The 26,103-nt window shown below is 64.5% G+C and carries 30 protein-coding genes and 1 pseudogene; 16 read left to right on the forward strand and 15 right to left on the reverse strand.

The window, feature by feature from the left end:
* Positions 1-28: 28 nt before the first annotated feature.
* On the reverse strand, positions 29-499 hold the full coding sequence (locus tag ACLCGK_RS21135) for a hypothetical protein (RefSeq protein WP_054573118.1): 471 nt from the start codon (positions 497-499) through the stop codon (positions 29-31).
* A gap of 160 nt (positions 500-659) precedes the next feature.
* Between ACLCGK_RS21135 and ACLCGK_RS21140 the strand changes: the two genes are divergently transcribed.
* Complete coding sequence (locus ACLCGK_RS21140) at positions 660-1,667, forward strand: GlxA family transcriptional regulator (RefSeq protein WP_013972486.1); 1,008 nt, start codon at positions 660-662, stop codon at positions 1,665-1,667.
* 107 nt (positions 1,668-1,774) lie between these two features.
* On the opposite strand, the gene ACLCGK_RS21145 is transcribed toward ACLCGK_RS21140, so the two are convergent.
* On the reverse strand, positions 1,775-2,521 hold the full coding sequence (locus tag ACLCGK_RS21145; protein WP_247847651.1) for an anti-sigma factor family protein: 747 nt from the start codon (positions 2,519-2,521) through the stop codon (positions 1,775-1,777).
* The gene (locus ACLCGK_RS21150) at positions 2,518-3,039 is read right to left on the reverse strand and encodes a sigma-70 family RNA polymerase sigma factor (protein ID WP_013972484.1); all 522 of its coding nucleotides are present in this window, start codon (positions 3,037-3,039) and stop codon (positions 2,518-2,520) included. Before ACLCGK_RS21150 ends, ACLCGK_RS21145 begins: the two co-directional genes overlap by 4 nt.
* A gap of 124 nt (positions 3,040-3,163) precedes the next feature.
* Here ACLCGK_RS21150 and ACLCGK_RS21155 point away from each other — a divergent pair, with 124 nt between their 5' ends.
* The 4 genes from ACLCGK_RS21155 (at position 3,164) to ACLCGK_RS21170 (ending at position 6,663) form a co-directional block, all read left to right on the forward strand.
* Positions 3,164-4,216 (forward strand): catalase family peroxidase, encoded by a 1,053-nt coding sequence (locus ACLCGK_RS21155; protein ID WP_410952831.1) that lies wholly within the window; start codon positions 3,164-3,166, stop codon positions 4,214-4,216.
* Complete coding sequence (locus ACLCGK_RS21160; protein ID WP_015270187.1) at positions 4,213-4,746, forward strand: cytochrome b; 534 nt, start codon at positions 4,213-4,215, stop codon at positions 4,744-4,746. The genes ACLCGK_RS21155 and ACLCGK_RS21160 overlap by 4 nt, the downstream gene beginning before the upstream one ends.
* Before the next feature lie 84 nt (positions 4,747-4,830).
* Positions 4,831-6,036 (forward strand): MFS transporter, encoded by a 1,206-nt coding sequence (locus tag ACLCGK_RS21165; RefSeq protein WP_041506054.1) that lies wholly within the window; start codon positions 4,831-4,833, stop codon positions 6,034-6,036.
* A gap of 81 nt (positions 6,037-6,117) precedes the next feature.
* Complete coding sequence (locus ACLCGK_RS21170; RefSeq protein ID WP_003248033.1) at positions 6,118-6,663, forward strand: cupin domain-containing protein; 546 nt, start codon at positions 6,118-6,120, stop codon at positions 6,661-6,663.
* A gap of 94 nt (positions 6,664-6,757) precedes the next feature.
* Here ACLCGK_RS21170 and ACLCGK_RS21175 read toward each other — a convergent pair whose 3' ends face one another.
* Together ACLCGK_RS21175 and ACLCGK_RS21180 are read right to left on the reverse strand one after the other, a co-directional pair.
* The gene (locus ACLCGK_RS21175) at positions 6,758-7,369 is read right to left on the reverse strand and encodes a 2-hydroxychromene-2-carboxylate isomerase (protein ID WP_410952832.1); all 612 of its coding nucleotides are present in this window, start codon (positions 7,367-7,369) and stop codon (positions 6,758-6,760) included.
* A gap of 29 nt (positions 7,370-7,398) precedes the next feature.
* Positions 7,399-8,130, reverse strand: a complete 732-nt coding sequence (locus ACLCGK_RS21180) for an SDR family oxidoreductase (RefSeq protein WP_410952833.1) — start codon at positions 8,128-8,130, stop codon at positions 7,399-7,401.
* A gap of 89 nt (positions 8,131-8,219) precedes the next feature.
* On the opposite strand from ACLCGK_RS21180, the gene ACLCGK_RS21185 reads away from it, so the two are divergent.
* Positions 8,220-8,783: a TetR/AcrR family transcriptional regulator gene (locus ACLCGK_RS21185; protein ID WP_410952834.1), complete on the forward strand. Its 564-nt coding sequence runs from the start codon at positions 8,220-8,222 to the stop codon at positions 8,781-8,783.
* On the forward strand, positions 8,770-9,363 hold the full coding sequence (locus tag ACLCGK_RS21190) for a DUF4157 domain-containing protein (protein WP_410952835.1): 594 nt from the start codon (positions 8,770-8,772) through the stop codon (positions 9,361-9,363). Before ACLCGK_RS21185 ends, ACLCGK_RS21190 begins: the two co-directional genes overlap by 14 nt.
* A gap of 170 nt (positions 9,364-9,533) precedes the next feature.
* Here the strand turns inward: ACLCGK_RS21190 and ACLCGK_RS21195 are convergent, their stop codons facing one another.
* A complete protein-coding gene (locus tag ACLCGK_RS21195) occupies positions 9,534-10,526 on the reverse strand; it encodes a bile acid:sodium symporter family protein (RefSeq protein ID WP_182328813.1) in 993 nt (330 codons plus the stop codon).
* A gap of 119 nt (positions 10,527-10,645) precedes the next feature.
* On the opposite strand from ACLCGK_RS21195, the gene ampC reads away from it, so the two are divergent.
* Positions 10,646-11,788, forward strand: a complete 1,143-nt coding sequence (ampC, locus tag ACLCGK_RS21200; RefSeq protein ID WP_410952836.1) for a class C beta-lactamase — start codon at positions 10,646-10,648, stop codon at positions 11,786-11,788.
* Positions 11,789-12,089: 301 nt separating this feature from the next.
* Positions 12,090-12,422 (forward strand): hypothetical protein, encoded by a 333-nt coding sequence (locus tag ACLCGK_RS21205; protein ID WP_003253895.1) that lies wholly within the window; start codon positions 12,090-12,092, stop codon positions 12,420-12,422.
* Positions 12,423-12,468: 46 nt separating this feature from the next.
* Here ACLCGK_RS21205 and ACLCGK_RS21210 read toward each other — a convergent pair whose 3' ends face one another.
* From ACLCGK_RS21210 to ACLCGK_RS21235, 6 genes are all read right to left on the reverse strand, one after another.
* Positions 12,469-12,780, reverse strand: a complete 312-nt coding sequence (locus ACLCGK_RS21210; protein ID WP_085704872.1) for a hypothetical protein — start codon at positions 12,778-12,780, stop codon at positions 12,469-12,471.
* 140 nt (positions 12,781-12,920) lie between these two features.
* Positions 12,921-13,109: a hypothetical protein gene (locus ACLCGK_RS21215; protein ID WP_003253897.1), complete on the reverse strand. Its 189-nt coding sequence runs from the start codon at positions 13,107-13,109 to the stop codon at positions 12,921-12,923.
* Positions 13,110-13,247: 138 nt separating this feature from the next.
* Positions 13,248-13,568: a YbjQ family protein gene (locus ACLCGK_RS21220; protein ID WP_015270179.1), complete on the reverse strand. Its 321-nt coding sequence runs from the start codon at positions 13,566-13,568 to the stop codon at positions 13,248-13,250.
* A 208-nt stretch (positions 13,569-13,776) separates the two neighbouring features.
* On the reverse strand, positions 13,777-14,661 hold the full coding sequence (locus tag ACLCGK_RS21225; RefSeq protein WP_410952837.1) for an EamA family transporter: 885 nt from the start codon (positions 14,659-14,661) through the stop codon (positions 13,777-13,779).
* A gap of 146 nt (positions 14,662-14,807) precedes the next feature.
* Entirely contained in the window at positions 14,808-15,563 is a 756-nt protein-coding gene (locus ACLCGK_RS21230) for a class II aldolase/adducin family protein (RefSeq protein WP_410952843.1), read from the reverse strand.
* Positions 15,564-15,586: 23 nt separating this feature from the next.
* Complete coding sequence (locus ACLCGK_RS21235; RefSeq protein WP_410952838.1) at positions 15,587-16,630, reverse strand: ABC transporter substrate-binding protein; 1,044 nt, start codon at positions 16,628-16,630, stop codon at positions 15,587-15,589.
* 175 nt (positions 16,631-16,805) lie between these two features.
* Between ACLCGK_RS21235 and ACLCGK_RS21240 the strand changes: the two genes are divergently transcribed.
* The 3 genes from ACLCGK_RS21240 to ACLCGK_RS21250 all read left to right on the forward strand — a co-directional run bounded on the left by ACLCGK_RS21240 (position 16,806) and on the right by ACLCGK_RS21250 (position 20,669).
* Positions 16,806-18,758 carry an FAD-dependent oxidoreductase gene (locus ACLCGK_RS21240; RefSeq protein WP_410952839.1) on the forward strand — a complete coding sequence of 651 codons (1,953 nt, stop codon included), beginning with the start codon at positions 16,806-16,808 and terminating at the stop codon, positions 18,756-18,758.
* A 39-nt stretch (positions 18,759-18,797) separates the two neighbouring features.
* Positions 18,798-19,397, forward strand: coding sequence for a helix-turn-helix domain-containing protein (locus tag ACLCGK_RS21245; RefSeq protein WP_015270174.1), 600 nt, complete (start codon positions 18,798-18,800; stop codon positions 19,395-19,397).
* A 69-nt stretch (positions 19,398-19,466) separates the two neighbouring features.
* Entirely contained in the window at positions 19,467-20,669 is a 1,203-nt protein-coding gene (locus tag ACLCGK_RS21250) for an NAD(P)/FAD-dependent oxidoreductase (protein ID WP_410952840.1), read from the forward strand.
* Positions 20,670-20,706: 37 nt separating this feature from the next.
* Here the strand turns inward: ACLCGK_RS21250 and ACLCGK_RS21255 are convergent, their stop codons facing one another.
* Positions 20,707-21,318 (reverse strand): FMN-dependent NADH-azoreductase, encoded by a 612-nt coding sequence (locus ACLCGK_RS21255; protein WP_003258995.1) that lies wholly within the window; start codon positions 21,316-21,318, stop codon positions 20,707-20,709.
* 133 nt (positions 21,319-21,451) lie between these two features.
* Here ACLCGK_RS21255 and ACLCGK_RS21260 point away from each other — a divergent pair, with 133 nt between their 5' ends.
* Entirely contained in the window at positions 21,452-22,354 is a 903-nt protein-coding gene (locus tag ACLCGK_RS21260) for a LysR substrate-binding domain-containing protein (RefSeq protein ID WP_013972466.1), read from the forward strand.
* Positions 22,347-22,706, forward strand: a complete 360-nt coding sequence (locus ACLCGK_RS21265) for an MmcQ/YjbR family DNA-binding protein (RefSeq protein ID WP_410952841.1) — start codon at positions 22,347-22,349, stop codon at positions 22,704-22,706. Before ACLCGK_RS21260 ends, ACLCGK_RS21265 begins: the two co-directional genes overlap by 8 nt.
* Before the next feature lie 120 nt (positions 22,707-22,826).
* Here the strand turns inward: ACLCGK_RS21265 and ACLCGK_RS21270 are convergent, their stop codons facing one another.
* Positions 22,827-23,240: a DUF1294 domain-containing protein gene (locus ACLCGK_RS21270; RefSeq protein ID WP_023660800.1), complete on the reverse strand. Its 414-nt coding sequence runs from the start codon at positions 23,238-23,240 to the stop codon at positions 22,827-22,829.
* Entirely contained in the window at positions 23,233-24,063 is an 831-nt protein-coding gene (locus tag ACLCGK_RS21275; protein WP_410952842.1) for an undecaprenyl-diphosphate phosphatase, read from the reverse strand. Before ACLCGK_RS21275 ends, ACLCGK_RS21270 begins: the two co-directional genes overlap by 8 nt.
* Before the next feature lie 389 nt (positions 24,064-24,452).
* Here ACLCGK_RS21275 and mcpP point away from each other — a divergent pair.
* Both mcpP and ACLCGK_RS21285 read left to right on the forward strand, forming a co-directional pair.
* A pseudogene (gene mcpP / locus ACLCGK_RS21280) lies at positions 24,453-25,124 on the forward strand (methyl-accepting chemotaxis protein McpP); the annotation flags it as partial.
* Between the two features lie 138 nt (positions 25,125-25,262).
* The gene (locus ACLCGK_RS21285) at positions 25,263-25,997 is read left to right on the forward strand and encodes a methyl-accepting chemotaxis protein (RefSeq protein ID WP_404940922.1); all 735 of its coding nucleotides are present in this window, start codon (positions 25,263-25,265) and stop codon (positions 25,995-25,997) included.
* Positions 25,998-26,103: the final 106 nt, after the last annotated feature.

Raw genomic sequence — 26,103 nt, forward strand, 5'->3', positions numbered from 1 at the left:
CCGCTCCTACAGGGAGCAGTGACAGCTCTCAATGCCGTGGTGCAGTCTCCAACGCCGCCTTCAACGCCGGCGCATCGGCAAATGCCCGCTGGCTCACCAGCTTGCCCTGTTCCAGTTGCAACCACTGCACCTGGCCATCCTGCCCTGGATAACGGCTGGCCACGCGCCCGTCGCGGTCGAGCAGCACGCGGTAGTTGTAATCGCGCATGGCGGGGATGGCGAACAGCTTGCTGATCAGCGCCGGCATGCGCTGGATGTCGGCAACGAACACCGCATCGCGCGCCTCCAGGTAACCCTTGGGCTGTTCGGCCAGCGCCGCCTTCACCAGCTTGGCACCGTCCATGTCGCGTGCCACCAGCAGGATGTGCGTGCCGGCGGCGAGGCTATAGGCCTGGTCGTACTGGTCGAGCAGCGTCCACGGGGCGAGCTTGTCGCCCTGCTCCAGGGCATTGGCCAGCAATGGCATCAGGCAAAGCAACAGGGCAGCGGCGTACTTCATCAAGGTATCCTCAGTGACAGGAGCATCAGCATAGCGGCAACGGGCCAAGCCAGACAGGTTGCCTGAACACGACCTGGAATACGACACGGCCACCCGGGAGATTGTCTTTCCCCCGGCCACCCGCCACACTCTCAAGGCCAGCCAGGAAGCGGAGTCCAGAGTGCCCACGCCACGCCAGTTCAGCAAGAAGACCAGTACCAGCAACATGCTGCGGCTGAAGTCCACCAGCGCCAATGCCCAAGCCCCCTATCGGGTCGATTTCGTATTGCTCGAACACTTCTCCATGGCCAGCTTCACCGTGGCCATGGACGTGCTGGTCACGGCCAACCTGCTGCGCGCCGACAGCTTTCGATTCACCCCGCTGTCGCTTGCAGGCGACCGCGTGCTCAGCGACCTGGGGTTGGAGTTGGTGGCTACCGAGTTATCCGCCGAGGCCCTGAAGGAGTTGGACCTGCTGGTGATCTGTGGCGGCCTGCGCACGCCATTGAAGTACCCCGAGCTTGACCGCCTGCTGGGCGATTGTGCGGCCCACGGCATGGCCTTGGGCGGGTTGTGGAACGGCGCGTGGTTCCTCGGCCGCGCCGGGGTGCTGGACGACTATGGCTGCAGTATCCACCCTGAGCAGCGCGCCAGCCTGTCCGAGCGCAGCCCGCAGACGCGGATCACCCCGGCCAGCTTCACTCTCGACCGCGACCGCCTCAGCGCTGCCAGCCCCAATGGTGCCATGGAGCTGATGCTCGGCCTGGTGCGCCGGCTGTATGGCGACGGCTTGGCCGAAGGCGTCGAGGAGATCCTGTCGTTCTCCGGTGCCCGCTATCGCCAGGTCGGCCCTGGCGCGAAGAAATCCATGAGTTTGCACCTGCGCACCATCGTCGAGCTGATGGAGAACAACCTCGAGGAAACCCTCAGCCTCGACCAGTTGGCCGCCTACAGCGGGCGCTCGCGCCGACAGATCGACCGCCTGTTCCAGGCCCAGTTGGGCACTTCGCCGCGGCGTTACTACATGGAGTTGCGCGTCACCAAAAGCCGCCGCCTACTGCAGTATTCCGACCTGTCGGTGATGGAAGTGGCAGTGGCCTGCGGGTTTGTTTCGGTGTCGCACTTCAGCAAATGCTATGCGGCTTACTTTGGCTACCCGCCGTCGCGTGAGCAGCGGTTGGGCGAGTGAGCAGGGGAAAATGGCAGGAATGTGTGGCCTGGCGAGGCCTCTTCGCGGGCGCGCCCGCTCCCACAGGATCACCACAGCATCCACGCGCGATCCCGGCGAGAGCGGGCTCACAAACCCAAGCGCAACGCCTCCCCCACCCCCGCCCCACGCAAATCGTCCACCGCGCTGACCAGAGCAAAGTTGTAGGCCCCATGCGACCAGTACCGCGCCTCCAGCTGCCCGTCCACGCGCTGCCCGTCCGGCATGCGCCGATAATGATCACCTGGTGAGCGCAGGAACAGGCTGATGCGCTGGCCCTTGCCATCCTCGAACACCAGCAATGCCGCCGGCCCCTGCTCGTTGCTTAGCAGGCGCGCGCCCACCGGTTTGAAGCCGTAGCCCGCCAGGTCCGGCAAGTGGCCAACGCGGCTGAAGTGGCGCCCCAGCCAGTCGCGCAACTGGCCTGGGTCGCTGGCCTGGATATCCAACGCCTGGCTACCGGCAAACAAGCGGTGCGCCTGGACGGCATCGGCCATCGGCAGCTCGGCACGCGCCAAGGTCGCATCGCGCACCTGCCAACCTCCCAGGCCACCTATGCCAAACGCCAGCAGCAGCACCGCCGCCGTAGCCCAGCGGCGCTGGCGGCGTTGGCGCACTTGCCTGCGCAACTGCCCCAGGTCCAGCTGCGCCGGCACTTCGCCAAACCCGGCCAGCGCCGTACGCAGGCGGCGGGCGTCGGCACGCCAACCCTCGACCTTGGCCGCAGCCTGCGGGTTGGCCGCCAGCCAGGCTTGAACCTCGGCCCGGCGCGCAGGCTCCAGGCGCTCGTCGACATAAGCGTGCAGTTCGTCTTCGCTGGGGATCAGGCGCGTCATTTCAGTCTCCGCAAGGCCGGGGGCTGGGGGCTGCCCTCGGTCAGTTCGCGCAAGGCATTGCGGGCGCGCGACAGGCGCGACATCACAGTGCCGATAGGGATGCCCAGGGCCTGGGCGGCCTCCTTGTAGCTCAAACCTTCAATGCTGACCAGCAGCAACAACGCACGCTGTTCTGCCGTGAGCCGGGCGAAAGCCTGCAGGTCGGCCTGGGCCAGGACAATGGCCTCGAGGTTGCCACCAACCGGCTCGTCATCGCGCTCGCCGCGGCCGAACCAGGACAGCCATCGCGCGTGCAGGCGCTCGCGGCGCTTTCCATCGAGGAACAGCCGATAAAGGATGGTGAACAGCCAGGCCCGCAGGGCATCGGCATCACGTTGCTGGTCGCGCCGGCTCAAGGCCCGCTCGACCGTGGCCTGTACCAGGTCGTCGGCGCTGCCCGGCTCGCGGGTCAGCCACACGGCAAAGCGGCGCAGGCGGGCCAGCAGCTCGCGCCACTGGTGGTCGTCCAGATCATGCATGGCAAGGTCCCGGCCTCTGGGGTTGTCAGTGTAAGAGGCAGACGCCTGCGAGGAAAATCTATTCCCGGCAAGGGAATAAGTTTTTCCCTGCGCCGTCGTACCGGCACCTTCACTGAACCGGACAATGACCATGAACTCACCCCTGCACGGCCCGGCCAAGGCCCTGCGCCTGGCCGCCATCGGCGTCGTGATGCTGGGCGCGGGCGCCGCCTTTGCCTATGCCGCCGGCTGGGTTGGCGATACCCGCCTGACCCCACAACGCATCATCGACACCTTCGAAGCCCAGGCCGGGCATTACCCGGGTTACCGTAAGAACCACGCCAAGGGCCTGTGCGTCAGCGGCTACTTCCAGCCCAGCGGGCAGGCCGTCAGCCTGTCCACGGCGCGGGCGTTCAGCCAGCCGCGGGTGCCAGTGATCGGCCGCTTCGCCATCGGCGGCGCCAACCCGTTCGCGCCGGATACCGGCATACCGGTGCGCAGCCTGGCCATCGAGTTGAGCACCGACGACGGGCAAGTCTGGCGTACCGGCATGAACAACCCGTCGGTGCTGGCGGTAAGCACGCCACAAGCCTTCTATGAACAGGTACTGGCGGGGGCACCCGACCCGGCCACCGGCAAACCGGACCCGGGCAAACTGCAGGCGTTTTTCGCCGCCCACCCGGAAAGCGCGGCGTTTCGCCAATGGGCGGCGGGGTACAAGCCCAGCAACAGCTTCGCCAGCACGCAGTACCACAGCATCAACGCCTTCCGCCTGATCGACGCAAGCGGCGCGTCCCACCCCGTGCGTTGGCAACTGGAGCCGCAGACAGCGTTTGCCGCCCTGCCTGCCCAAGTCGATGACAAACAGTTCCTGCAGCACGACCTGCAGCAACGGCTGGCCCAGGGCCCGCTGCGCTGGACGCTGCGCCTGGTACTGGCGGAACCCGGCGATGCAGTGGACGACCCTGCCAGCCCGTGGCCTGCCGACCGGCGCAGCGTGGACGCCGGCACGCTGGTACTGGAACAGGTCGACGGCCCCGAGCAAGGGGCCTGCCGCGACATCAACTTCGACCCGCTGATTCTACCCCGGGGCATCCAGGCCTCTGCCGACCCGATTCTCGCCGCCCGTTCAGCCGCCTACTCGGAATCCTTCAACCGCCGCAGCCGCGAATCGCTCGACACCGGAGCCCACCCATGAAAACCGACGCCTTCCACCCCCTCGCCCGCCTGTTGCACTGGCTGATGGCCGTGCTGATCCTGGCCATGTTGTTCATCGGTGTGAGCATGGTCGCCGACCTGTCGCCGCGCCACCCCGTGCTGATCGGGTTGCACAAGGCAACCGGCCTGGCCCTGCTGGTGCTGGTGCTGCTGCGCATCGCCGTTCGCCTGGCCCTGCCCCACCCAGCCCTGCCGCGCGACCTGCCTGCACTGCAACGCTGGGCCGCCGGGGCTTCGCACCTGGTGCTCTACGGACTGATGCTTGCCATGCCGCTGCTGGGCTGGGCCATGCTTTCGGCCGGTGGCTACCCCCGCCCGCTGGGCTTGCCGGCCATTGCCCCCCATGACCTGCAACTGTATGCAGTGCTGCGCCAGGCCCATGGCTGGGCTGGCTACTTGCTGTTCGCCACGGTGCTGGTGCATGTGGGTGCGGCCTTGATGCACGCGTGGGTGCGCCGCGATGGCGTGTTGCGTAGCATGTGGCCTGGCCCGCTGCGCCGCAGCCAATGACGCTCGGCAGCCCGGGGGCTCGACACCGATAACGATTCCCAACAAGATCGGCTTTCTATTTGCCGTACCGCCCTGGACTGCCCTATGAATGTCGCAAAGGATCCTGCCACACTCGCACCCGCCAGTACCCTGGACTTGCGCCCCCTGCTGCTGGCCAACATGGCCTGCACCATGTCGATGATGGCCTTCGTCGCCCTGATCGGCCCGATCGCCCGCCAGCTCGGCATGGCCACCTGGCAAGCCGGTGCCGCCGTGACCGTGGCGGGCGTGGTCTGGGTGCTGCTGGCCCGGCCTTGGGGGCGCGCCGCAGACCGTCTGGGCCGTCGGCGCATCCTGCTGCTGGGCAGCGCCGGCTTCACCCTGGCCTACTGGCTGCTGTGCCTGTTCGTAGAAGGTGCGCTGCGCTGGCTACCGGGGGCGACCCTGGCCTTCATCGGCCTGATGGTCGCGCGCGGCTGTATCGGCGCCTTCTATGCTGCCATCCCGGTGGGCTGCAATGCGCTGATCGCCGACCATGTCGAACCGCAACGCCGGGCCCGGGCCATGGCCTCGCTGGGGGCGGCCAACGCCGTCGGCCTGGTGGTGGGGCCGGCGCTGGCAGCGCTGCTGGCGCGGCATAGCCTGAGCCTGCCGTTCCATATCATGTCGCTGCTGCCGGCCAGTGCCTTTCTGGTCCTGCTGTTCACCCTGAAGCCGCAGGCGCTTCCGCACAGCCATGCTCCCAGCCCGGTGCGCCTGAACGACCCACGCCTGCGCCGGCCTTTGCTGGTGGCGTTCAGCGCCATGCTCAGCGTCACGGTATCGCAGATCATCGTCGGTTTCTTTGCCCTCGACCGCCTGCATTTGGGCCCTGCCGAGGCTGCCCAGGCTGCCGGCATCGCCCTGACCACGGTAGGCGTTGCACTGATCCTGGCGCAGATGCTGCTGCGCCAGCTGGAATGGCCGCCGTTGAAGATGATCCGGGTCGGCGCCACGGTTTCGGCCCTGGGCTTTGCCTGCGGCTCGCTGGCCACCACGGCGCCATGGCTTTGGGCTTGCTACTTTGTCGCGGCGGCGGGCATGGGCTTTGTCTTCCCGGCGTTTTCGGCGCTGGCGGCCAATGCCATGCACGCCTCCGAGCAAGGCGCCACGGCCGGGTCCATCGGTGCTGCCCAGGGCATGGGCGCAGTGATCGGGCCGCTGGCCGGCACCTTGGTTTATGCCGTCGATCCACGCTTGCCATTCCTGGCGGTGGCGGCGCTGTTGCTGCTGGTGGGGTCATGGCCGATGCCCCGCGATCAGCGGGCCTGAGAAGCACAGCGCGCAAGCGCGCAGAGTGTGTTTTAATGCGCATCGCTCATTATTATTGACACCTCTGATTACAAGGCGGCTATGGACACGGGGACGCGACTCAAACTGGTGCGTGAACGCAACAACCTCTCCCAACGGGAACTGGCCCGCCGCAGCGGGCTGACCAATTCGACGATCTCGCAGATCGAGCAGAATCGCGTCAGCCCTTCGGTCAGCTCCCTGAAAAAACTGCTCGAAGGCATTCCGATGAGCCTGGCGGAGTTCTTCAGTTTCGACGAGCCGGTGCGCGAAGAGCGCTACGTGTTCCGTGGCGGCGAGCAGCCAGATCTGGGCCGCAACGGCCTGCGCATGCTGCTGGTTGGCGCCAGTGTCGAAGGCCGGCAGATGCGCATGCTGCGTGAACTGTATGCACCGGGTGCCGATTCGGGCGAGCCGATCGTGCATGCCGAGGGTGAGGAGTGTGGCCTGGTCACACGCGGCACCGTCGAGTTGTGGGTCGATGGCCAGGTAAGCGTGCTCAACTCGGGCGACGGTTACTACATCCCCACTACCCTGCCGCACAGTTTCAAGAACATCGGCCCGGACGAGGCCGAAATCATCAGCGCCAACACCCCGGCGAACTTCTGACTGCTTTATGCATGGAGATGGCACCGGCTTTGCCGGTGTTCGCAGCTGAAGCCGCTCCCACAGGAAACGCGCCAACCCTGTGGGAGAGGCGCCTTCAGGTAAGGCTGTCGACACCCTGACGCAGGGCCTCTTCGACAAAGTCCAGGCGGTCCTGCCCGAAGAACATCTCGTCACCGACAAAACAGGTCGGCGCGCCGAACACCCCGCGCTCCACTGCAGCTTCGGTCGCGTGCCTGAGCGCGGCCTTCACCTCGTCATCACCCACCAGCGCGCGAAATGCCTGCGGGTCGAAGCCGCCCTGGCTCAGCGTGTCGTCGAGGACGGCGTTGTCGCCCAGGTTGCGGCGCTGCGCAAACAGACCATTGAACAGCACCGCCAGCAACGCATCGAACCGCTCCGGCGAACGCAGCTGGGTGCCCATTGCCCCGCGCATCAGGGTCAAGGTATTGACCGGGAACCCCGGCGGCAACCCGAACGGTACCCCGTAGCGCTCGGCGAAGCGCGCCAGGTCGGTGAACATGTAACGACCCTTGGCCGGGATCATCACCGGCGAAGCATTACCGGTAGCCTGGAAAACCCCACCCAGCAGCATCGGCCGGTAACGTAGCGTGGCACCCTGGCGGGCACACAGCCCAGGCAGTTGAGTCCAGGCCAGATAGCTGGCCGGGCTGCCCAGATCGAAAAAGAAGTCGACAGTCTTGTGCATGGTTACGGTCCTTGCTCGGTGAAAGGGGCTTACCAACGTTCCATCCAGGGGCGCAGGTCCAGCTCGAAGGTCCAGGCGTCGCGGGGCTGGGCATGCAGGAACCAGTAGCTGTCGGCGATGTGGGCCGGATCTAGGATGCCATCCTGGCCCTTGAGGGCGTAGCGCTCGGGGAATGTCTCACGGATGAAGGCGGTGTCGATGGCCCCGTCAACCACCACGTGGGCGACATGGATGTTCCGCGGCCCCAGCTCGCGCGCCATGCTCTGGGCCAGGGCGCGCAAGGCATGCTTGGCCCCGGCGAATGCCGCAAAGCCCGCCGCGCCACGAGTGCCAGCGGTGGCGCCGGTGAACAGTATGGTGCCACGCTCGCGCTGGACCATGCGCCGGGCCACCGCCTGGGCGGTGAGGAAACCGGCAAAACAGGCCATCTCCCAGATCTTGAAGTATTTGCGTGGGGTTTCCTCAAGAATGCTACAGGGCACATTGGCACCGATATTGAACACAAACGCTTCGATCGGGCCGATATCACGCTCGATGGTTTCGACCAGCGCCGCCACCTCCTCCTCCTTGCGCGCATCGGAGCCAAACCCGTGGGCCTGGCCGCCGGCAGCACGGATTTCGTCCAGCAGCGGCTGCAACTTGTCAGCCTGGCGCCGGGTAACACAGGCAATGTAGCCCTCGCGGGCAAAGCGCTTGGCGATCTCGCCGCCGGTAGCATCCCCCGCGCCAATCACGAGCACCACTTTTTGTTGTTCTGTCATGCCTGTCTCCATTGGTGAATGATCGTTTAGTAAACGAACGCTATGTTATGATCGCCGCCACCGTCAAGCCCGCCTGCAGAGGCAACTGAATGCGCTACACCAACGAACACAAGCAGCAAACCCGCGAGCGGCTGCTGGCCAGCAGCGGCGCGCTGGCCAAACGCGGGGGTTTTTCCAGCACCGGCGTAGCCGGGCTGATGAAGGCGATCGGCCTGACCGGCGGAGCCTTCTACAACCACTTCCCGTCCAAGGACGACCTGTTCACCGAGGTAGTGCGGCAGGAATTGTGCAACAGCCCGCTGGCGCGCCTGGCAAACCAGGGCGCCAGTCGCGAACGCCTGGGCCGTTGCCTGCAGCAGTACCTGAGCCTGGCCCACCTGCACAATGCCGAAGGTGGCTGCCCGCTGCCGCCATTGGGGGTGGAGATTGCCCGGGCCGAAGCACCCGTGCGCGCCGTGGCCGAGCATTGGCTGGTGGAGCTGCACCAGGCCTGGAGCGCGACCCTGGAAGACAGCGAATTGGCCTGGGTGCTGATCAGCCAGTGCGTCGGTGCCTTGCTGGTCGGGCGCATGCTGGCCACGGAAAGCGTGCAGTCGCAGGTACTGGAGGCCAGCCGCCACTTTGTCGAGAAGGCCCTGCATGAAGCGGATTAGTCTACTGCTGGGGCTACTGATGAGCTTGCCTGCACTCGCCGAACAGGCCTGCCCGCCAGGGCAATACCAGGTGTGCCTGATGGGATGTTTCTGTGCGCCCATCGACCCCGGCCAGGCCGGGCAGATTTTCAAGGACGTGGAAGTACTGGCTTCGTCCAGCCTGACCTTCGCCTTGCAGCAGGCCCGCGACGAAGCCACCGCCAGCGGCGTCGAGCCGATCCCGTTGCATATCCGTGCGCAACTCGAACCTTGGTACGACTTTGCCGTGCTCGACGCGGCGCGCTTCCGGGTGGGTGACGAACAGCAGATGAGCGCGGCCAATGCGCTGCTGCAGAACCCCGATGTGAACGCCGTGACGCTGATCGACACGATCATCTTCCGCCGCCCCGCCGACGCCGAGGACAACGTGGCGTTGTGGGCACATGAGCTCAAGCATGTGCAGCAGTATCAGCAGCTGGGTGTAGAAGAGTTCGCCCGGCGCTACACGCGCAACTACGACGACCTGGAAGCGCCGGCCTACAAGATCGAGGCCGAGGTAGGCAAGGCGCTGCGCGAGCGTGGTTCAGGGCAGGCCAGATAATTCCTGGTCATTGCGCGGTCGCCGTGTAGGAGCGGCCTTGTGTCGCGAAAGGGCTGCGCAGCAGCCCCTCGATTTCAGCTTGGAGCAAATATTGCCGGGGCCGCTTTGCGGCCCTTTCGCGACACAAGGCCGCTCCTACATGGCGACCGCATCAGTGGCCAAACCAGGTGTCAGGACGCCGCCGAAGCTTCTTCAGCCACCTGCTCACGGCTGGCATAACGTTGCGCCAGCACTGCACAGACCATCAGCTGAATCTGGTGGAACAGCATCAGCGGCAGGATCATCGCGCCAATGCCACTGCCGACGAACAGCACCTGCGCCATCGGCACCCCGGTAGCCAGGCTCTTCTTCGAACCGGCGAACAGGATGGTAATGCGGTCCTCCAGGTCAAAGCCCAGCAACTTGCCGAGCAGCCGTGTACCGTACAGCACCACTGCCAGCAAAAACCCGCACACGGCAAACAACCCGGCCAGGTGCTGCGGCGATACCGTGTGCCACAGCCCGGTGACCACCGCCTCGCTGAACGCGGTGTAGACCACCAGCAGGATCGAACCCTGGTCCACCACCTTGAGCCAGCGCGCATTGCGCTTGACCCAGGCACCGATCCAGCGCCGGGCGACCTGCCCGGCCACGAACGGCACCAGCAGCTGCAGGGTGATCTTCAGCACCGCATCCAGACCAGAACCAGTATCACCGCTGGCCCCCAGCAACATCATTACCAGCAACGGCGTGAGGAAGATACCCAGCAGGCTGGATGCCGCCGCACTGCAAATGGCCGCCGGAACGTTACCACGCGCCAGCGAAGTGAAGGCGATGGCCGACTGCACGGTAGCCGGCAAGGCACACAGGTAGAGCACGCCCAGGTAAAGTTCGTTGCCCACCAGCGGCACGAACAGTGGCTTGAACGCCAGACCCAGCAGCGGGAACAGCACGAAGGTGCAGGAGAACACCAGCAAGTGCAGGCGCCAGTGCCCCGCTCCGGCAATGATCGCCTCGCGCGACAGCTTGGCGCCGTGCAGGAAGAACAGCAGGCCGATGGCCAGGTTGGTCAGCCAACCAAAATACACTGCGCCGTCGCCCGAGCAAGGCAGCACGGTGGCAATCAGTACCACCCCGAGCAAGGCCAGGGTGAAATTGTCGAATAACATGCGCAAATACTTCATCACAGTTTCCGTCTTGTCATTGTGCAAGGGCAGACGATAAGGTCTTCGGTTTTTCGCCGCTAACGCCGGAACCCCCACCGGTGTCGCTCAACGGACACGCTCCAGCACAGGACCCGCTCATGCCCCTCTCCCGCCTGGCTGCACTTGCAGCCGCCATCACTCTCACCCTGGGCCACAGTGCCGCCCAGGCCGACGACCAGTTGCAGGCCAAGGTCGACCAGATCATCCGCCCGCTGATGCAGGAGCAAGGCATCACAGGCATGGCCGTGGCCATCTATGCTCGCAACCACGCGCACTACTTCAGCTATGGCGTGGCCAGCAAGGCAGACAATGTGCCGGTCAGCCGCGACACGCTGTTCGAGATCGGCTCGCTGAGCAAGACCTACACCGCCACTTTGGCCGCACTGGCCAGTGCCGAAGGCAAACTGGACCTCGATGCCCCGGCCAAGCGCTATCACCCTGCCCTCGCCGGCGCCCCCATCGGCGACGCAAGCGTGCTGGAGCTGGGCGCCTATAGTGCCGACTGCCTGCCGTTGCAGTTCCCGGATGCGGTGCAGACGCCGCAGCAGGTGGTCGATTTCTTCCGTCACTGGCAACCCCGCGCCAAACCCGGCACCCAGCGCTGCTACTCGAACCCCAGCCTGGGCTTGTTCGGTGACCTGGCCGCCCGCGCGCAGCATCAGCCGTTTTCCACGCTGATGAGCGAGGGCCTGCTGAAACAGATGGGCCTGGAAAACACCTATCTGCAGGTCCCGGCCAGCGCCCAGGGGTTGTATGCCCAGGGCTACGACAGTGCCGACAAGCCGGTGCGTGTCGGCCCCGGCCCTTACGCCGACGAAGCCTACGGCATCAAGACCAGCGCCAGCGACCTGCTGCGCTATGTACGCCTGCACATGCAGCCGGAGGGGCTGCCACCGGCGCTGGCACAAGCCACGGCCATCACCCAGCGGGGCTACTTCCAGGTCGGCGCCATGACCCAGGGCCTGGGCTGGGAGCGTTACCCCTACCCGGTCACGCTGGCCACACTGATCGATGGCAACGGCCCGCAGCTAATCCGTGAACCGCAGGCAACCACAAGCTTGCAACCAGCCCTGCCGCCGCTGCCGGCAGCCTGGTACAACAAGACCGGCTCGACCAATGGCTTCGGCGCCTACGCCGCGTTCGTGCCCGCCGAACAACTGGCCGTGGTGTTGCTGGCCAACCGAAACTACCCGAACGAAGCCCGGGTGCGCGCAGCCTTCGACATTCTCTCCGGGCTGTAGTGCGGGCAGCGATTGTCGAACAAAACGACACAATGTAGTGAGCAAAAATATTCACTACAAAATGGTTGACGCCGTTCATCGCCCTTGGGCATGATGAAGCCGTCTCCCTGATCGGGAGCGGTGGCAAGGGTGTTCCAGACGGCCTGCGCGGTAACGCAGGCCGTCCGTGGAGAGGGAAACTGTCCAAAAGGCAGCGTGAGAAAGCCCCTGTTGCGATGCTGCTGTAGCAGCCTTGGTAGTGCGCTACACCGTGGTAGCGCCAACTGCGAAAAATCACCTACGAATGGGTAATGGGGGCTTTATGATGAACTTGAACAACAATCCGACTATCGACCAATTGGCCCAGCTGTTCGCCGTACGCAAGGACAGCCTTGACGACCATCTGCTGTGGGTAAGCCAGACCGGTGAAGTGCGCCTCGACCGCCTGCCACCGAACACCGTCGAAGATGAATTCGAAGAGCACCTGCCCAGCATGCGTGCCCGCTTCAAGGTCTACCGCCGTGGCCAAGGCTACGTCGGCAAGAAGGCCGCCGCCGACACCGAGTTCGTTGGCCGCGTCCTGCAGACCCTGCAACAAGAATGGCCCGCTGCCCGTGAGCAGCAGGCAGTCAAGGTGATCGAACCGCTCAACTGAGGGTTCCCACCCTTACCTGAGCCCGGCCCGCATAGGCCGGGCTTTTTCATGCCTGGCGTCGCTGGCTGCGGTGCTCTGGCAGCGGCAAGGCGCCGGTTGCCATCGCCCGGGCACGGTCGACACCCCACACCAGGGCGCGGGTCATGGTCTCGCCTGGCCGTGCGGGGTAATACTCCTCCAGCAATGCTCGCCCATCCCCGGCATACAGCCCCAGGAACAGCTGGGTCGCCCCCAGGCGCGACAGGCGCACCTGCACGTCCAGCGTGGTGCCGTCACTGAGTGCTTCGTCGTGGCAGCGGCTGTGCAGCTGTGCGTCGGCCCATTGCCAATAGGTCTCTTCCCTGACTCGCATGAGCATTCAATCCTCCGTTGCTGGAATGCCGCGCAAGAAAACCACAGCCTTGGCCATCCTGCGAGCGCTACCCGGCAATGCCATGAGACGGATCAAGAAATGGCAATAAAAACCCCGCCATTCGGCGGGGTTGTGCTGGAGCGGGATCACTTCTTCAGCGGAACCCGCGGCATGAAGCGGCCTTTTTTGCTGCGCTGCAGGTGTGCAGGCTGGAGCTGTTCGGAATCATCCAGCGTCATGTGGGCGAAGCCCAGGCGAAATGCCGCCTGGCCGCAACGCACCTGGCTGTTGATGGGGAACGCGTCGTTCAGGTCTTCGAAAAAGGATTCGCTCATGCCCTGTCTCCCTCCAGTGGCGGACGCGCCGGCAACCAGAACAGTTGCTCCACCAAACGCGACCTGTGAAGGTGAGACTAGCTGGTCATTTGCGGACCGCCCGGACCTAAGCCCTGGACCCGACCAGCGGCAGACGCTCTACTTCAGGCGCACCGCTGTACCGGTAGCAAATACCACGACCATGCCGCCCTGTACCGACGGCATGCTGATCTCGAAATCCACACCCACTACCGCATCGGCTTGCAACTGGCGTGCCCGCGCCTTCAGTTCTTCGGTGGCCTGCTCCCGGGCTTGGCGCAGCGCGCTTTCCAGGGTTTGCGAACGCCCGCCGAAGAAGTCGCGAAAACGTGCAAAGAAATCGCGCACGAAATTGATGCCCTGCACCGATTCGGAGCTGACCACACCCAGGTATTCGGCAATCGGGCGGCCTTCGAGCTGGCTGGTGGTGGAAATGATCATGGGTGTGCTCCATTGGCCGGCAAAAGAGACCGATTCTAACAGAGCGCAAATCCACTCGCAGATATGCCGTCATTGTGGGAGCGGGCGTGCCCGCGAAGCAGGCACCGCGGTGGTTGGCACGGGCTTCGCCCGTGTTCGCGGGCAGGCCCGCTCCCGCAGGGATTGCGCTGGCTTGCGATTTTCAGTCGGGCAGTGGTTGAAGGATCAACTACGCGCTGACCGCGCGCAGCCGTTGGCCAATGCGGGCGCCAAACACGTTCACCAGCAACCCGGCCATCACCAGCAATGCGCCCCAGCCCTGGGTCGTGGTCAGACGCTCGCCCAGCAACAACGCCGACGAACTCAGGCCAATCACAGGCACCAGCAGCGAGAACGGCGCCACCTTGCCGGCCGGGTGGCGCGACAGCAACTTGCTCCACAGGCTGTAGCCGAGCATGGTGGCGACAAACGCCAGGTAAGCCAGGGCCAATACCGAACTCCAGCTGATATTGGCAATGGCGTGGCCGATGCGCTCCGGCCCCTCCAGCCACCAGGACAACGCAAGGAACGGCAGTGGCGGGATCAGCCCGCCCCAGATAACCAGCGCCACCAGGTCAACCGAGCCAAAGCGCCGGGTGATGATGTTGCCCATGCCCCACATGGCGCCGGCACACAGGGTCAGTACCAGCGCCAACATCGGTACATGGCCGCCGTCTTCGCTGCCGATAAGCGCCAGGCCGCTGGCGGCCACCAGCAGCCCCAGTACGCTGGCCAGGCGCAGCCGCTCGCCGAGGAACAACGCGGCGAAGCCGAGGGTGAAGAACGCCTGCGATTGCAGGATCAGCGAGGCCAGCCCTGGCGGCATGCCGCTGTACATGGCCTGGAACAGGAAAGCGAACTGGCCCAACGAAATGGTCGCGCCGTAGGCGATCAGCCAGCGCCAGGGCAACTTCGGCCGCTTGACCAGCAAGATCGCCGGGAATGCCACCAGCAAGAAACGCAATGCCCCCAGCAACATCGGCGGCAAGCCATCGAGGCCAACCTTGATGACCACGAAGTTGACTCCCCAGGCGACAATCACCACCAGGGCGATGAGCAGATCCTTGAGTGGCATTGCGACATCCTTCTTCAAGCTTTCTAGACATATTTCGTTACAGCATAAGGCTATTCCTTTGACAGGGACCAGCACAGTTGCGGCCCAGAGGTGCGCAACAGTGACTGTTATCGTGCAAGGGTTGCCGAGGTGATTGGTGGAGCGCGTCAGCTCCGGTATCCAGGTGCAACCTTTTCCAGCATCCGCAACAATGCCGCCCATGCCAGCTGCAACGCATCCGGATCCGCCAGTTCGCCCTGTTTCAACCCTCGTCCAGGCTCATTGAACTGCCGCTCGGTATGCGCGCACACTTCGGCCGGCGGCAAAATCACCTGCCCCGCACTCTGCGCCGCCAACTGGATCTCGCAGGCCTTTTCCAGGTAGTACATGCGCAGGAATGCTTCGGCCACGCTGCGCCCGGTGGTCAGCAGGCCATGGTTGCGCAGGATCATCACCGGCTTGTCGCCCAAGTCGGCTACCAGCCTTCGCTGCTCATCCATGTCCAGCGCAATCCCTTCATAGGCGTGGTATGCCACCTTGCCATAAAACTCCATGGACATCTGGTTGAGCGGTAGCAGCCCACATTCCAGCGCCGCGACCGCACAACCTGCCCGGGTGTGGGTGTGCAACACACAACGGGCATCCTCGCGGGCAGCATGGATGGCGCTGTGGATGACGAAACCGGCCGGATTGACCGGGTGCGGCGTCGCTTCAACCGGCCGGCCCTGCAGGTCGATCTTCACCAGGCTGGAGGCCGTGATCTCATCGAACAGCGAGCCGTACGGATTGATCAGGAAGTGGTGCTCCGGCCCCGGCAGGCGCAGGGAAATATGGGTGAAGATCAGGTCGCTCATGCGGAAGTGGGCGATCAGCCGATAGCAGGCGGCCAGCTCCTGGCGCAGGCTTTGTTCCGTTGTGGTCATCATCGTTATACCTTTGCAGTACGCTATTTGCTGGCCCACGCATTGAAGCGCTGTTCCAGCTCTTCGCCATGGTCGACCCAGAATTCCACATTCATCGCCAACGCCCCCTGCAGGTTCTGCGGCGAAGTAGGCACCCAGCTGGCCAGGGACGGGTCTAGCTTCGCCGCCGCCTGGGTGTTGGTCGGCCCATAGGGAATCTGCTGCACATAACGCACCTGGGTGTCCGGCTGGTTGGCGTAGGCAATCAGCCGCTTGGCCTGGTCGACATGCCGCGAGCCTTTGATGATCGCCCAGTAATCCATGCCATACAGGCTGCCAGGCCAGACCACCGCCAGCGGGCTGCCCTGCTGGGCCGCCACGGCGATGCGCCCGCTATAGGTCGAGGTCATCACCACATCTCCCGCCGCCAACCACTGGGCAGGTTGGGCGCCGGCGTCCCACCACTGGATATACGGCTTGAGCTCGCTGAGTTTGGCAAAGGCACGCTCGACCCCTGCCGGGGTGGCCAGTACCTGGTACACATCCTCGACCTTCACCCCATCTGCCATCAGGGCGAACTCCAGGTTGTACACCGCACGCTTGCGCAGGCCGCGCTTGCCAGGGTACTTGTTCACGTCCCAGAAGTCGGCCCACGACGCAGGCGCCTGGGCCAGCTTGCTGCGGTCATAGGCAATGGCCACGCTCCATACCAGCGCGGCCGAGCCACAGGCTTGTGCCGCGTCGGCAATCAGTTCACCCGCATGGCCCATGCGCTGCCAATCCAGCTGCTCGTAGATGCCCTCGTCGCAGCCACGCATCAGGTCAGGCCCTTCGATCTGCACCACATCCCAGTCGACATTGCCGGTGTCGGCCATTACCTGGATCCGTGCCATCTCGCCGTTGTACTCGCTCTGGATCAGCTTGCTGCCATCCTGGGCACTGAACGGTTTGAAGATCGCCTCGTCCTGAGCTTTCTGGCCGGCACCACCATAGCCGACCACGACCATCTGCGGTGCCGCTTGCGCACTGCCCAGGCCCATGGCCAGCAACGCTGCGCAAAAGCTGCTTACACGTGGGAATACCTGCATCGTAGTTGCCTCCTGCCGGTGCCCGAGGGGCCCGTTTTCTTGTTGTTGTGAGGTCACGCCCTCGCCACGAGGGTGAGAAAAACCTAGTCGCCGACCAGTAAAAAAACAAGTTGATTTTTTACTGGCGCTACACTTTCATAAAAAACAAGAACAACACCGCACCGGAGCCGCCTGTATGCAGACCGCCTTCCCTCACCTGTTCGAAGCCTTGCAGATCCGCGGCAAACGCTTGAAGAACCGCATCATGTCCACCGGCCACGACACCTGCCTGCCTACCGACAACCTGGTCAACGACAAGCTCATCGCCTACCAGCGCGCCCGCGCCGCCGGTGGCGTGGGCCTGATCGTGCTGCAGGTGGCCGGGGTGCATGACAGCGCTCGCTACACCTCGCATGTGCTGATGGCCACCGTCGATGCCTGCATCGACGGCTACCGCCAGCTTGCCGAGGCCTGCCATGAGCATGGCACCGTGGTGCTGTCACAACTGTTCCACCCCGGGCGGGAGATCATGGAGTCGGCGGACGGTTTGCTGGCGGTGGCCTACTCGGCGTCCGCGGTACCCAATGAACGCTTCCGGGTGATGCCGCGCGCACTGGACCAGGCGATGATCGACGAGATCGTCCAGGGCTATGCCAGCGCTGCCCGCCGCCTGCACCAGGCCGGGCTGGATGGCGTTGAAGTGGTGGCCAGCCATGGCTACCTGCCTGCGCAGTTCCTCAACCCGCGGGTAAACCAGCGCTCGGATGGCTACAACGGTGAGCTGGAGCAGCGCCTGCGGTTCCTGCGCGAAGTGCTGGCCGCCGTACGCGCGGCTACCGACGAACAGTTCATCATCGGCCTGCGCATCAGTGCCGACGAGCGCGACAGCCAAGGGCTGAGCGAGGATGAATCGCTGGCCGCAGCGGTTGCCTTGCAAGGCCAGCTCGACTACCTGCACATCGTTGCCGGGACGTCGGCGTCCCTCGGCGGCGCCGTGCATATCGTGCCGCCGATGGCTATTCAACCGGCCTACCTGGCCCGTGAGGCCGGCACCTTCAAACAACACCTGAGCATCCCGCTGTTCGTCACCGGGCGTATCAACCAGCCCCAGGAAGCCGAACTGATCCTGGCCCGTGGCCAGGCCGACGTCTGCGGCATGACCCGCGCGCTTATATGCGACCCGCAGATGCCCAACAAGACCGAGCATGGCCAGGTCGAGGACGTACGTGCCTGTATCGCCTGCAACCAGGCCTGCATCGGCCATTTCCACCGCGGCCTGCCCATTTCCTGCATCCAGCGACCAGAGACTGGCCGCGAGTTGCAGTACGAGCAACTGCCACCCACCACCCGCCCCAAGCGCATCCTCGTGGCCGGTGGCGGGCCCGCAGGCATGAAAGCCGCCGCCGTGGCCGCTGCGCGCGGGCATCAGGTCACGCTGTACGAGGCTGGCCCGCAGCTCGGTGGCCAGGTGCTGCTGGCCCAGTTGCTGCCACGGCGCAGCGAGTTCGGTGGCGCCAGCACCAACTTGCAACGGGAAATGGCCCTGGCGGGCGTGGAAGTGGTGCGCAACACCCGGGTCGACCGCGCACTGGTCGAACGGGAACGCCCCGACCTGGTGATCGCCGCCACCGGTGCCACCCCCTACTGGCCGGCCTTCGAGCGCACCGGTGATCTACAGGTGGTGGATGCCTGGCAAATACTGCGCAGTGAAGCAAAACCGGGCCGCTCGGTACTGGTGATCGACTGGCGCTGCGACTGGATCGGCCCCGGCATCGCCGAACGCCTGGTACGCGACGGCCACCAGGTGCGGCTGGCGGTCAATGGCACCCATTGCGGCGAAAGCCTACCGCTGTACGTGCGCGACCAACTGGCCGGCGAGCTGCATCGCCTGGGTATTCCCATCACACCGTATGCCCGCCTGTATGGCTGCGACGACAACACGGTGTACCTGCAGCACACCGCCAGCGGCGAACCGATGATCTTCGAAGGCATCGACACCCTGGTACTGTGCCAGGGCCATCAACCGGAAGACCGCCTGGCAACGGAGCTGGCCGGCCTGGTCGAGGTGCGCCGCATTGGCGACTGCCTGGCGCCGCGTACCGCCGAAGAAGCGATTCACGATGGCCTGACGGTTGCCTGGGCGCTCTGAGGCTGTACATACTGCGGCTTTTACGATGGACCGACGTGCATGAGCCAACTCCCCCAGCCCCCCGCCAGCGAAGCCGGGGGCGCCGCGCCGCAGTTTCTCGGCAGCCGCATTCGCGGCCTGCGCAAGCGCCGTGGCATGACCCTGGCGGAGCTGGCCGCGCACAGTGAGCTGACCGCCGGCTACATCAGCCAGCTGGAGCGCAACCTCTCCTATCCATCGATTCCGGCGCTGTTCAACATCGCCCGCAGCCTGGGGGTGACCATCCAGTGGTTCTTCGCCAGCGAAGCCATCACTGCGCCCGAAGACCAAGGCTATGTGGTACGACGCAACAGCCGCCTGAGCGTGCATTACGAAGACGGTATCGTCGATCAACTGCTCACGCCCCAGCCCAACCGTCAGCTGGAAATCCTGCATTCGCGCTTCCCTCCGGGCAGCTACAGCCAACAGAGCTACAGCCACGACGGTGAAGAGGCCGGCTACATCCTCAGCGGCAGCTTCGAGCTGTGGGTGGGCGAGCGGCATTTCCAGCTGGGTGAAGGGGACAGTTTCAGCTTCTCGAGCCAGGAACCGCACCGCTACGGCAACCCCGGTGAAGTCGATGCCGTGGTGATCTGGGTGATCACGCCGCCAACATTCTGAAGCATGCTCGCTCCCCAATATCCAGCAACAGGGTCTACCTTGTTAACCGAACTTTAGAGGAGCACAACCATGAAGCAGATCCTGATCATAGGCGCGGGCTTTGCCGGCCTGTGGAGCGCGCTCAGCGCCGCCCGCCAGCTTGACCTCCATGGCCGCAAGGATGTCGAGGTCACCTTGCTTGCACCCCAGGCCGAGCTGCATGTGCGCCCGCGCTTCTACGAACCCGACGTACATACCATGGCCGCGCCGTTGCAGGAGCTGTTCGATGCCGCCAACGTCCGCTTCGTGCAGGGCACGGCCTTTCATATAGATGAAGCGGCCCGCCGTGTGGGCTATCGCACCCGCAGCGGAACCCAATGCACCCTGCCCTACGACCGCCTGATCATGGCCTGCGGCAGCGTGCTCAACCGGCCCGACATGGTCGGCATCGAGCATCTGTTCGATGTCGACAAGCTCGACAGCGCCGCGCGCCTGGAGACCCACCTGAAGTCACTGGCCAACCTGCCCGACACACCGGCGCGCAATACCGTGGTGGTGGCCGGTGGTGGCTTTACCGGCATCGAGACCGCCACCGAATTGCCGGCCCGTCTACGCGAAATCCTCGGCGAGGACGCGGCGTTGCGCGTGGTGGTGGTCGACCGTGGGGCGAGGATTGGCGCGGCCCTGGGTGAAGGCATCCGCCCCGCCATCGAACAGGCCTCCGAGGCCCTGGGCGTGGAGTGGATCTGTGGCGCCACGGTAGCCTCGGTCGATTCTGCCGGCGTGGTGCTGGACAACGGCCAGCGCATCGACGCCAGCACGGTGATCTGGACCGTGGGCTTCAAGGCCAACCCGCTCACCGAACAGATCAGTGGCGAGCGCGACCGCCTGGGCCGCTTGCATGTCGATGGCAATCTCAAGGTGAAAGGCAATGATGCCGTGTACGCGGCGGGTGATGTGGCCTACGCCGCCTGCGACGAGGCTGGCAATCATGCGGTGATGTCCTGCCAGCATGCGATTCCGCTGGGGCGTCATGCGGGCAACAATGCGGCGGCCGAGCTGATTGGCGTGGCACCGAAGACTTACAGCCAGCCCAAGTACGTGACCTGCCTGGACCTTGGGGCCTGGGGGGCGGTGTATACCGAAGGGTGGGAACGCACGGTGTCGCCACCGGAGGACAAGGCCGAAGCCAAGGTTTTGAAGGCGCAGATCAATACCGTGTGGATCTATCCACCGGCGGCCGAACGTGCTGCGGCGCTGGCAGCGGCTGACCCGGCTATTCCAGTGGCCTGACACAAGGCCGCTCCTACATTCGATCGCGTACCTTCGATCAGGCAGCAGCAAACAGCTCGTTGGCAATCTGCGCCTGGGCAGCATCGATCGCCTGGCTGCGGTGCTCAGGGCCATAGGCCAGGCCATGGGCGCGGACGATTTCCAGGTCGGTGATACCGATGAAGCCCAGGAATACCTTGAGGAAGTCCTCATGCCCGGCGCCAGTCGGCTGGCCAGCGTGCAGGCCACCGGCGGTGGACACCAGCACTACCTTCTTGTTGCCACACAGGCCTTCCGGGCCGGCTTCGGTGTAGCGGAAAGTCTTGCCGGCGACGGCAACGCGGTCGATCCAGGCCTTGAGCTGGGTCGGCACGGTGAAGTTGTACATCGGCGCACCAATCACCACGGCATCGGCAGCCAGGAACTCTTCCAGGGTTTCCGCGCTCAGCTTGGCTTCGAAGGCCTGGGCTGCGTCGCGCATGTCTTCCGGGGTGCCAGCCGCTACCAGGGTTGCCGCGGAGAAGTGGGCGATGGCGTCAGCGGCCAGGTCGCGGTACACCACTTCCACGCTCGGGTCGGCGGCTTTCCAGGCTTCGACCACTTCACGGCTCAGTTGGCGGGAGGCGGAATTGTCGCCCAGGATGCTCGAATCGATGTGCAACAGTTTCATGGGATTCTCCTGTGAATGAAGACCGCGACATTGGGCGATCACGATGGGGAGAATCCTACCGACATCAACAATGGCTGATAAGGCAGCAAAAATGCGTTAGTTTGTCCTACTGGTGGAACAGTGAGACATTCCCATGCAAGACCTCAACGACCTTTTTTACTTCGCCCGAGTAGTCGAAGCCGGCGGTTTCGCCGCAGCGGGCCGCCAGCTGGGCATCCCCAAATCGCGCCTTTCGCGGCGTATCGCCGAGCTTGAAGAACGCCTGGGCACGCGCCTGCTGCAACGCACTACACGGCAACTGAAGCTCACCGCGGTGGGCGAGCGCTACCTGCACCACTGCCAGGCCATGCTGCTGGAAGCCGAAGCCGCCGACGAGGCCGTGGCCAGCATGAGCAGCGAACCGCGCGGGCGCTTGCGGGTGTCGTGCCCGGTGGCATTGGCCCACGCCTTTCTGCCGGATGTGATCAGCCGCTTTCTTGCGCAGTACCCGCTGGTGCAACTGGACATGGTGCTGCTCAACCGCCGGGTAGACCTCATTTCCGAAGGTATCGACGTGGCCCTGCGCGTACGCGACCTGGGCGATGAGGACCCGGCCCTGGTCACCCGCCGCCTGCGCCAGGCGCAGATGCAACTGGTTGCAGCGCCCGGTTTCGCCGATCACATCCGCGAACCGGGCCAACTGGCATCATTGCCGGTGCTGGGCGCTGCCGAGGCGGACCGGCTGGTACACTTCCGCCTGTTCGGCCCCCATGGCAAACAGCAGGAAATCGCCCTGGAACCGCGCCTCGCCATCGATGATTTCGTAGTACGTAATGCTGCTGTACGGGCAGGCCTCGGGTTTACCGCACTGCCCAGCATGTTCTGTGAAGAAGAACTGGCGCGCGGCGAACTGGTGCGCCTGCTGCCGGACTGGTCGCTGCCGGGTGGCTACCTGCAGGCGGTGTACCCGCACCGGCGCGGCTTGCTGCCGGCGGTACGGGTATGGATCGACCACCTGGCGGCGTCGTTCGAGGCCTGTGGAGAAAAGTATGTCTGAGCGAAACATGAGCGAAGCCCAGGTGGCAGCGTTCTGCCTGAGCCTGCCGGGTGCGCGGGAAGACTACAAATGGGGTGGCATCCGGGTGTTCTCCGTGGCAGGCAACAAGATGTTCGCGGTGCTCGACCTGGCGGGTGCGGGGTTGTCGTTCAAAGTGGCCGACGAACTGTTTCTTGGCTACTGCGACCGCCCGGGGGTGCGGCCTGCGCCGTATCTGGCACGGGCGCGGTGGATCAGCATGGCATCGCCCTACCCGCTGGGGCGTGATGAACTGTGTGATCTGTTGCAACGCTCGCACCAGCTGGTGGTGCGGCGGTTGCCAAAGCGGTTGCAGGTGGGGTTGGTAATCTAGCTAGCCTGTGCCGGCCTCTTCGCGGGCGTGCCCGCTCCCACAGGTTTTTCACTGCCTTCAAGACCAGTGGAATACCTGTGGGAGCGGGCACGCCCGCGAAGAGGCCGGCACAATCACATATCAACTGAAGGGCAAATACCGCCCGCCAAGAAACAGCCAGTCCGCCCAGAACACCTGGTGCACCAGCACAATCCCCCAGAACACCAGCTGGTACGACACCTTGCGGGTCTTGTGTCGATACAGCTGCTGCGCCAGCAGTGCCCCAGGCCAGCCGCCCAGCAGCTCACTGGCATGCAGCACCTTCTCGGGCGTACGCCAGGCCTGGGTACGCGCCTGCTGTTTGTCCTGCCAATACAGCAGCAGGCTGATCAGGCTCATTGCCGGGTACAACGCCAGCGGCCACCAGGCCTGGTCGACCCAGGCCATGCGCGCCGCGCCCAGGGCGGGCAGCAGGCACAGCAGGCCCAACAGCAGCAGCTTCAGGCGCACATTACGTACGCCCTCCACCCTTTGCCCCCGTGCCACCTCAGCCATGGGCCGTCGCCCAGTCAACCCAGCCGAACTGCCAGGTCGCCAGAATCAGCAGGCCAAAGGCAATGCGATACCAGGCGAACGCCGCGTAGCTGTGGTTGGCAATGAACTTGAGCAGGCCACGCACGGCGATCATGGCAAAGATGAACGAAGTCACGAAGCCAATGGCAAATACCGGCAGGTCACTAGGCTGGAACAGGTCGCGGTACTTGTAGCCCGAATACACTGCCGCACCGACCATGGTCGGCATCGCCAGGAAGAACGAGAACTCGGTCGCTGCCTTGCGCGACAGGCCGAACAGCAGGCCACCGATGATGGTCGAACCGGAGCGCGAAGTGCCCGGGATCATCGCCAGGCACTGGATGAAGCCGATCTTCAGCGCGTGGCTCCAGCGCATGTCGTCCACGTGGTCCACCTCCACACGGTGCTCGCGACGCTCGGCCCAGAGCATGATCACCCCGCCCACCACCAACGCAGCCGCCACGGTGATCGGGTTGAACAGATATTCGTGGATCAGGTCGGCGAACAGCACGCCCAGCACCACTGCCGGCAGGAACGCCAGCAAAAGGTTACCGGTGAAACGCCGCGCCTTGGGCTGGCTGGTCAAGCCGAAGACCACGTCGAAGATCTTGCCGCGGAATTCCCACACCACCGCCAGGATCGCCGCCAGCTGAATGATGATGTTGAAAGCCATGGCCCGTTCGCCACCAAACCCGATCAGGTCGGCGACGATGATCTGGTGACCGGTACTGGAGATTGGCAGAAACTCCGTCAGCCCTTCGACCACGCCTAAGATGATTGCCTGGAAGGCAGTCCAAAAATCCATCGTTCCCCCGATGGAGCACTGCTCGTTGCAGGCCCCTTGTTCTTGATTTGCTTGAAATTGCCGCGCGCGGCCCGGCTGTTTTACAGCGACTGTTGGGCGTAATGCCAGTAGAAAAGTTCACGCCGCCTAAAGGTTTCATCTTGCGCGGCCGAAATCCTAGCAGAGCGCCTTCGCAATCACCTTGTACAAACTGCTGCAGACTATTGAATGGATAGCACTTAGCCATTAGTCGTGTGGGGGCCTCGCGCAAAGCATGCTTGGATGCGCCTGAATAAAAAGAACAATGCGGGAGCTGTGGTATGAAAACCCTGAGATCGATGTCTATCAGCCGCCGTCTGTGGCTGATCCTTTTGGTGGCGGTGGCAATGCTGGTGGTATTGGGCCTGCTGATGCTGCGCCAGATCCACGGTGACCTGTACCAGGCCAAAGCGGAGAAAACCCGCCACGTGGTGCAGACCGCAGCCGGTGTGCTGGCCTATTACCAAGGCCTGGAGGCAGCCGGCACACTCAGCCGTGAAGCGGCCCAGCAACAGGCGCTGCAAGTGGTACGCGCGCTGCGCTACGACCAGAACGACTACTTCTGGATCAACGACCTGGGGCCGAAGATGATCATGCATCCGGCCAACCCCAAGCTCGACGGCCAGGACCTGTCGGCCATCCGCGACCCCGACGGCTTTGCCGTGTTCAACGAGATGGTCGCCCTGGCTCGGCAGCAGGACGCCGGGCCGGTCAACTACCGCTGGCCCAAGCCCGGTGCCAGCGAGCCGGTGGCCAAGACGTCCTACATCCAGCTGTTCAAGCCCTGGGGCTGGATCATCGGCTCAGGCGTGTACGTCGACGACGTGCAGGCCGAATTCGCCCGCCAGTTGCGCGACGCCTCGCTGGTGGGCGTGGCCATTGCCCTGCTGATGGCGCTGGTGGTCATGCTGATTGCGCGCAGCATCGCCCGCCCGTTGCAGGAAGCAGTGCAGGCCATGGGCAACATCGCCAGCGGCGAAAGCGACCTGACCCGGCGCCTGGACACTCACGGCCGTGACGAAATCACCCACCTGGGCGAGCACTTCAACCGCTTCAATGGCAAGCTGCAAGGCGTGGTCGGCCAGTTGCAAGGCGCGGCCCATGCCCTGGCCCGATCCGCCGGGCATGTCGGCGACAACGCCGGTGCCGCGCAGCAGCACAGCGCCCAGCAATCGCTGCAGATGGACCAGGTGGCGACCGCGGTCAACGAAGTGACTTACGCCGTGCAAGACGTGGCCAAGACCGCCGAGCAGGCCGCCGGTGAAATGCGCACCGCGCAACAGCAGGTGGCACACGGCCAGGAGGCCATTCACGGCAGCCTGGCGCAGATCGACCGGCTGTCGCTGACCATCGACCAGGCCGTGCAGGTGATCCGTGAACTGGCCGGGCACAGCACGCGCATCGGTGGTGTGCTGGATGTGATCCGCTCCATCGCCGAACAGACCAACCTGCTGGCGCTGAATGCGGCCATCGAGGCGGCGCGGGCCGGCGAGCAGGGCCGTGGCTTTGCCGTGGTCGCCGATGAGGTGCGCCTGCTGGCCCAGCGCACGGCGCAGTCGACGGCCGAGATCCATACCATGATCGAGCACCTGCAAAGCCAGTCGGACGCTGCGGTCAAAGCCATCGACACCAGCAGCGAGGCCTCGCGCCAGACGGTCGAGCAGGCCCGCGAGGCCGGTGCCAGCCTGGATGCCATCAACCAATCACTGAACAACCTCACGGCGTTGAATGCCTCCATCGCCAGCGCCACCTTGCAGCAGTCGCACGTGGTAGAAGAGATCAACCGCAACGTGCTGGATACTGCCGGGTTGTCTCAGCAGACCGCCGATGCGGCGCGCCAATCCAGCGATGCCGGGATGGCGCTGGGGCAGTTGAGCGAAGAGCTGGAGCAGTTGTTGCGGCAGTTCCGGGTATAAGGTTGAGAATGCCGGGGGCGCTTTGCGCCCTTTCGCGACACAAGGCCGCTCCTCCAAAAAAGAACATCCCCCCGTCGGAGCGGACCTGTGTTGCGAGGGGGTGCAA

The sequence above is a fragment of the Pseudomonas sp. S1(2024) genome, from assembly GCF_046557535.1.

Bases quoted from the DNA above. Each gene is read 5' to 3' on its own strand.
- ACLCGK_RS21135 (WP_054573118.1), bottom strand. From the start codon at position 499: ATGAAGTACGCCGCTGCCCTGTTGCTTTGCCTGATGCCATTGCTGGCC.
- ACLCGK_RS21145 (WP_247847651.1), bottom strand. From the start codon at position 2,521: ATGACGCGCCTGATCCCCAGCGAAGACGAACTGCACGCTTATGTCGAC.
- ACLCGK_RS21150 (WP_013972484.1), bottom strand. From the start codon at position 3,039: ATGCATGATCTGGACGACCACCAGTGGCGCGAGCTGCTGGCCCGCCTG.
- ACLCGK_RS21155 (WP_410952831.1), top strand. From the start codon at position 3,164: ATGACCATGAACTCACCCCTGCACGGCCCGGCCAAGGCCCTGCGCCTG.
- ACLCGK_RS21160 (WP_015270187.1), top strand. From the start codon at position 4,213: ATGAAAACCGACGCCTTCCACCCCCTCGCCCGCCTGTTGCACTGGCTG.
- ACLCGK_RS21165 (WP_041506054.1), top strand. From the start codon at position 4,831: ATGAATGTCGCAAAGGATCCTGCCACACTCGCACCCGCCAGTACCCTG.
- ACLCGK_RS21170 (WP_003248033.1), top strand. From the start codon at position 6,118: ATGGACACGGGGACGCGACTCAAACTGGTGCGTGAACGCAACAACCTC.
- ACLCGK_RS21175 (WP_410952832.1), bottom strand. From the start codon at position 7,369: ATGCACAAGACTGTCGACTTCTTTTTCGATCTGGGCAGCCCGGCCAGC.
- ACLCGK_RS21180 (WP_410952833.1), bottom strand. From the start codon at position 8,130: ATGACAGAACAACAAAAAGTGGTGCTCGTGATTGGCGCGGGGGATGCT.
- ACLCGK_RS21185 (WP_410952834.1), top strand. From the start codon at position 8,220: ATGCGCTACACCAACGAACACAAGCAGCAAACCCGCGAGCGGCTGCTG.
- ACLCGK_RS21190 (WP_410952835.1), top strand. From the start codon at position 8,770: ATGAAGCGGATTAGTCTACTGCTGGGGCTACTGATGAGCTTGCCTGCA.
- ACLCGK_RS21195 (WP_182328813.1), bottom strand. From the start codon at position 10,526: ATGAAGTATTTGCGCATGTTATTCGACAATTTCACCCTGGCCTTGCTC.
- ampC (WP_410952836.1), top strand. From the start codon at position 10,646: ATGCCCCTCTCCCGCCTGGCTGCACTTGCAGCCGCCATCACTCTCACC.
- ACLCGK_RS21205 (WP_003253895.1), top strand. From the start codon at position 12,090: ATGATGAACTTGAACAACAATCCGACTATCGACCAATTGGCCCAGCTG.
- ACLCGK_RS21210 (WP_085704872.1), bottom strand. From the start codon at position 12,780: ATGCTCATGCGAGTCAGGGAAGAGACCTATTGGCAATGGGCCGACGCA.
- ACLCGK_RS21215 (WP_003253897.1), bottom strand. From the start codon at position 13,109: ATGAGCGAATCCTTTTTCGAAGACCTGAACGACGCGTTCCCCATCAAC.
- ACLCGK_RS21220 (WP_015270179.1), bottom strand. From the start codon at position 13,568: ATGATCATTTCCACCACCAGCCAGCTCGAAGGCCGCCCGATTGCCGAA.
- ACLCGK_RS21225 (WP_410952837.1), bottom strand. From the start codon at position 14,661: ATGCCACTCAAGGATCTGCTCATCGCCCTGGTGGTGATTGTCGCCTGG.
- ACLCGK_RS21230 (WP_410952843.1), bottom strand. From the start codon at position 15,563: ATGACCACAACGGAACAAAGCCTGCGCCAGGAGCTGGCCGCCTGCTAT.
- ACLCGK_RS21235 (WP_410952838.1), bottom strand. From the start codon at position 16,630: ATGCAGGTATTCCCACGTGTAAGCAGCTTTTGCGCAGCGTTGCTGGCC.
- ACLCGK_RS21240 (WP_410952839.1), top strand. From the start codon at position 16,806: ATGCAGACCGCCTTCCCTCACCTGTTCGAAGCCTTGCAGATCCGCGGC.
- ACLCGK_RS21245 (WP_015270174.1), top strand. From the start codon at position 18,798: ATGAGCCAACTCCCCCAGCCCCCCGCCAGCGAAGCCGGGGGCGCCGCG.
- ACLCGK_RS21250 (WP_410952840.1), top strand. From the start codon at position 19,467: ATGAAGCAGATCCTGATCATAGGCGCGGGCTTTGCCGGCCTGTGGAGC.
- ACLCGK_RS21255 (WP_003258995.1), bottom strand. From the start codon at position 21,318: ATGAAACTGTTGCACATCGATTCGAGCATCCTGGGCGACAATTCCGCC.
- ACLCGK_RS21260 (WP_013972466.1), top strand. From the start codon at position 21,452: ATGCAAGACCTCAACGACCTTTTTTACTTCGCCCGAGTAGTCGAAGCC.
- ACLCGK_RS21265 (WP_410952841.1), top strand. From the start codon at position 22,347: ATGTCTGAGCGAAACATGAGCGAAGCCCAGGTGGCAGCGTTCTGCCTG.
- ACLCGK_RS21270 (WP_023660800.1), bottom strand. From the start codon at position 23,240: ATGGCTGAGGTGGCACGGGGGCAAAGGGTGGAGGGCGTACGTAATGTG.
- ACLCGK_RS21275 (WP_410952842.1), bottom strand. From the start codon at position 24,063: ATGGATTTTTGGACTGCCTTCCAGGCAATCATCTTAGGCGTGGTCGAA.
- ACLCGK_RS21285 (WP_404940922.1), top strand. From the start codon at position 25,263: ATGGACCAGGTGGCGACCGCGGTCAACGAAGTGACTTACGCCGTGCAA.